Below are 3,388 nucleotides of genomic sequence, written 5' to 3'. Positions count from 1 at the left end.
GATCTAGGTCTTTGTTGATGGTGTGTATCATATGTTCGTTTAGGTGTTTATTTAGATAAAGATACGCACTGCTTTATAGATGCCGATAGCGAAGATAATGACGATGATGATGAACATGATTGCTTGAGAAATAAGGGATATGACCACTGCACATAAGAAGATCATGACGATGATCCATGCGACTCGCATGATAAGTTGCACCACCGGGGAACATGCTTCCCAAAAACCCCATAAAAGTGTGTGCAAGATCTCAAGTAGTGATGACATAACGATGTTCTCCTTCCTTTATGTTTGATGGTACGCATATGTTTTATGTTAAACATATGTTGTTGATAGTTTCTTATACGACGGAATAGAAAAGAAGTTTCACATGAGAAGTAGAGCGGAGAAAAAACGAATGTCTTTTATTTTTTCTTCAAGACAAGTTGGCACTGGTTGGATGTATCTCTGCCAGAAGTTGGCAAAAAAAATATAAATTCAAATCATTTAAAAACATTTTCACAGTTTGGACGCATCATGGCAAGCTGAGGATGTTGAGAGTGATGTTCCAATTTAACCCCACGTCGCCCTTCTGTAACTCCTCGGAGGGGTAACTTTAAAATTTTCCCTAACCCTTCGACTAAATCTGCTGCTAAACGCAATTCAGTTTTTGAATAGCGTGATGGAATATAAGCCTCAATCCCTGTTGCCCGTGTATCTGCTGCAGCATTCCAGTGAATATCTAACAGCAAATCATGAGTAGATACTAAACTCATTATCCGACGAGATAAATCAGGCAACCGTTCATAATCGTCATCTTTGATAACTTGAAACGATACACATTCAGAATTTGAACGAATGTTGTCCACAATACTGTTCCGTAACTCAATGGCTAGCTTTGCTTCGTCATAGTCACCTGCATGTGCCCCTGTCCCACGACCTGTCCTTGGATCAAGAGCATGACCAGCAAAACAAAAGAATTTTTTCATATATCTTGTTCCTCCCTTTTTCAAGATAATTTTTTACGTGCAAATATACAATACACTGAAAACATATCTTTTTTTTTTGAAACTTTTTTGTGATCATATCGTATTGTAACTGTGTCATGTCGTGTTATTTTTTTTTAACTTATTTACTTTAACACATCTATCTTAAACAAAACATGGTTTATACGGATAAACGATTAGGGTCATCTAGAAAAAAGTTGATATTTAAGGTATCTCCGTGGGGAGAGCAGATTGTAAATTTTTATTGTGTGCCTCGCAAGCGATTTGATTCTGCATGGGGAAAAGGAGAGTTCATGGGAGTAAGTTTAGCGTATTCGATTGTTTTTCATATTGAAGGGATAGATATTCAATTTGAAGATTTTTCTCATGAATTTATAGCTTCCGCAGGAGGGTATCTTGCTGTAGAAACCTATCGAACATTTCTTAAAGAGTTTGATGCTGAAAAAAGTTATGAACTGTCTACAGAAGTAGTATCTGATTTTTTGATAGACAAACTTTGCGACTTAAAATACGAATACCTGCGTGGCAGTTACAATGACTTAGTAGAGAGTATAAAGAATCAAGTTTTTAGTTACTATGATAAAATTTGAAACAGTTTCATATCTTGAACCTCTGATGTCTGATGATATAAAACGCTCTCTCAAAGACATGGCACGGGCTGTCCGAAAAGTATTTAAGGGAGACGGGTTTTCAGAAATTATTGTGAAAAATCGTATTGCCTTGCTTTATGTTAAAAAAGGAATAGATTATATCAAATATGATCACGTAGAAGTTGTTTTTCCGTTTTTTCTAAATTAATGGATACCATTCAAACGATTAAAAAAAAGAAAGGAGATCAATGTGATGCACTTGACATGGTTTCCGTCTTACAAAATTTTTTTAGAGGCGTTTGAAATCACTCCAGAAGATGTTAAACGATTTAAAGAGTTGATTCAACAGCCAAGGGAAGGAACTGCGGAAAAACTGCGACAGGCATTTTCACAGATAAAAGAAGAAATTGAAGCGATGCCTGAAGAGACACTAGCGGATCGTGAACGCAAAAGAACCAAAATGAATGCGTTAATTCGTGCGGTGTTGGTCATGGCAACGATTCCCAATTTCAAAATAAGCTACGATAACAAAGAAAAGGTATTTTATATCAAGTCGGTTAAACGAGGTGACGATTGGCAATTGGTTATTGATCCAAATAAAGTTCACAAAGTGTTTCTACAGCGAGGCAAGGATGCGTCTGATGATAAACCTTTCTGGTCAACAACGGCACAAGCGAATATCTTGGGATACAAAATGAAATCAGGGGTTACTTTTTACGACTCTGTGTATTCTATGATTATGACTGCTTTAGATCGGGCAGGACTAATCCCAAGAGATGCAGTTAAAATTGCAGATCTTAGTGAATGGGAAAAAATGAAACAAGATATGTTGCAAGAAATAGAGAAAAAACAAAGTAAACTACCTTCTTCTTCACGCCGGTTTAAAAAGTGATTTTTTTAGAACAGTGAAATCCTGATTTGTTCAATTAGAGCTGTGTTGTTTTACTATTTTGTTTTGCTCAGGTTGTTGTTCTGGTTTGTAGTTTTTATGCTCTAAGAATTTCTACGTGGGTTGATCCTCTTGTAAGCAAATCATTTGAATCAGATGGTTCATATGAAACTTCAAGAATTTGGTCTATGTTGGTATTGATCGAGCTTGTTACGGATGTTTTTTGTCGGAATTGTGCAAGATTTGTTCCGATACCTTGTTGGCTGAGATCAATGCGAGCGGTAACACGCTGAGATGTGGAAGTAATACTGCTGATATAGAATTCAATTATACCATTCAACGAATTTAACTGTCCTGTTCCTGCTGTTAGTGTAATAAGTGTTGTTCCACCAAATTTGAATCGAAAAGTGCCTACAGATGTGATATTTTTGGAGTAATTTTCTATGTATATGATTCCTCGAAGAGCACGTTGTCTTTTTAGGGTATGAGCAGGCACTGTTGTTTTTAATAGAGGTTGTTCAGCTATGGTATTTGTGATAGTGATTTCTTCTGGAATAATGGTAAGTGCATCAATGATACCTATAGTATCAAAGTTTGATTTAAGGATTAAACTGCCGCTTCCAACTACCCATCCTGTTGTTTCACTAACAAAATGGACGCTGTATAACGTCTGTATTGTTCCACTGGTTTGCGGTGTCCATGTTGTGCCACCGTCGGTGGTTTTTAGAATTGTGCCGCTATTACCAACTGCCCATCCTATCGCTGCATTAACAAAATGGACGCTGTATAACAACTGTGTTGTTCCACTGGTTTGCGGTGTCCATGTTGTGCCACCGTTGGTGGTTTTTAGAATTGTGCCGCCCAAACCAACTGCCCATCCTATCGCTGCATTAACAAAATGGACGCTGAGTAATGGCTGTGTT

Annotated in this window: 5 protein-coding genes; 3 read left to right on the top strand and 2 right to left on the bottom strand. The window is 37.2% G+C overall.

The window, feature by feature from the left end; all coding sequences use genetic code 11:
- Positions 1–482: 482 nt before the first annotated feature.
- Positions 483–968, bottom strand: coding sequence for an N-acetylmuramoyl-L-alanine amidase (locus NZ519_13140; protein ID MCS7029700.1), 486 nt, complete (start codon positions 966–968; stop codon positions 483–485).
- A 266-nt stretch (positions 969–1,234) separates the two neighbouring features.
- Here NZ519_13140 and NZ519_13135 point away from each other — a divergent pair, with 266 nt between their 5' ends.
- The 3 genes from NZ519_13135 to NZ519_13125 are packed head-to-tail and all read left to right on the top strand — an operon-like array spanning position 1,235 to position 2,468.
- A complete protein-coding gene (locus NZ519_13135) occupies positions 1,235–1,576 on the top strand; it encodes a hypothetical protein (GenBank protein ID MCS7029699.1) in 342 nt (113 codons plus the stop codon).
- The gene (locus NZ519_13130) at positions 1,563–1,784 is read left to right on the top strand and encodes a hypothetical protein (protein MCS7029698.1); all 222 of its coding nucleotides are present in this window, start codon (positions 1,563–1,565) and stop codon (positions 1,782–1,784) included. Before NZ519_13135 ends, NZ519_13130 begins: the two co-directional genes overlap by 14 nt.
- Positions 1,785–1,835: 51 nt before the next feature.
- Positions 1,836–2,468, top strand: coding sequence for a hypothetical protein (locus NZ519_13125; protein ID MCS7029697.1), 633 nt, complete (start codon positions 1,836–1,838; stop codon positions 2,466–2,468).
- Positions 2,469–2,562: 94 nt separating this feature from the next.
- Here the strand turns inward: NZ519_13125 and NZ519_13120 are convergent.
- Positions 2,563–3,388: YCF48-related protein (locus NZ519_13120; protein MCS7029696.1), on the bottom strand; the 826-nt coding region annotated here is incomplete at its 5' end.

Source organism: Bacteroidia bacterium, from assembly GCA_025056095.1.
GTDB lineage: Bacteria > Bacteroidota > Bacteroidia > JANWVE01 > JANWVE01 > JANWVE01.
This window is presented reverse-complemented; position numbering and strand designations above follow the sequence as displayed.

Coding starts and splice junctions, on each gene's coding strand:
- NZ519_13140 (MCS7029700.1), bottom strand. CDS start 968: ATGAAAAAATTCTTTTGTTTTGCTGGTCATGCTCTTGATCCAAGGACA.
- NZ519_13130 (MCS7029698.1), top strand. CDS start 1,563: ATGATAAAATTTGAAACAGTTTCATATCTTGAACCTCTGATGTCTGAT.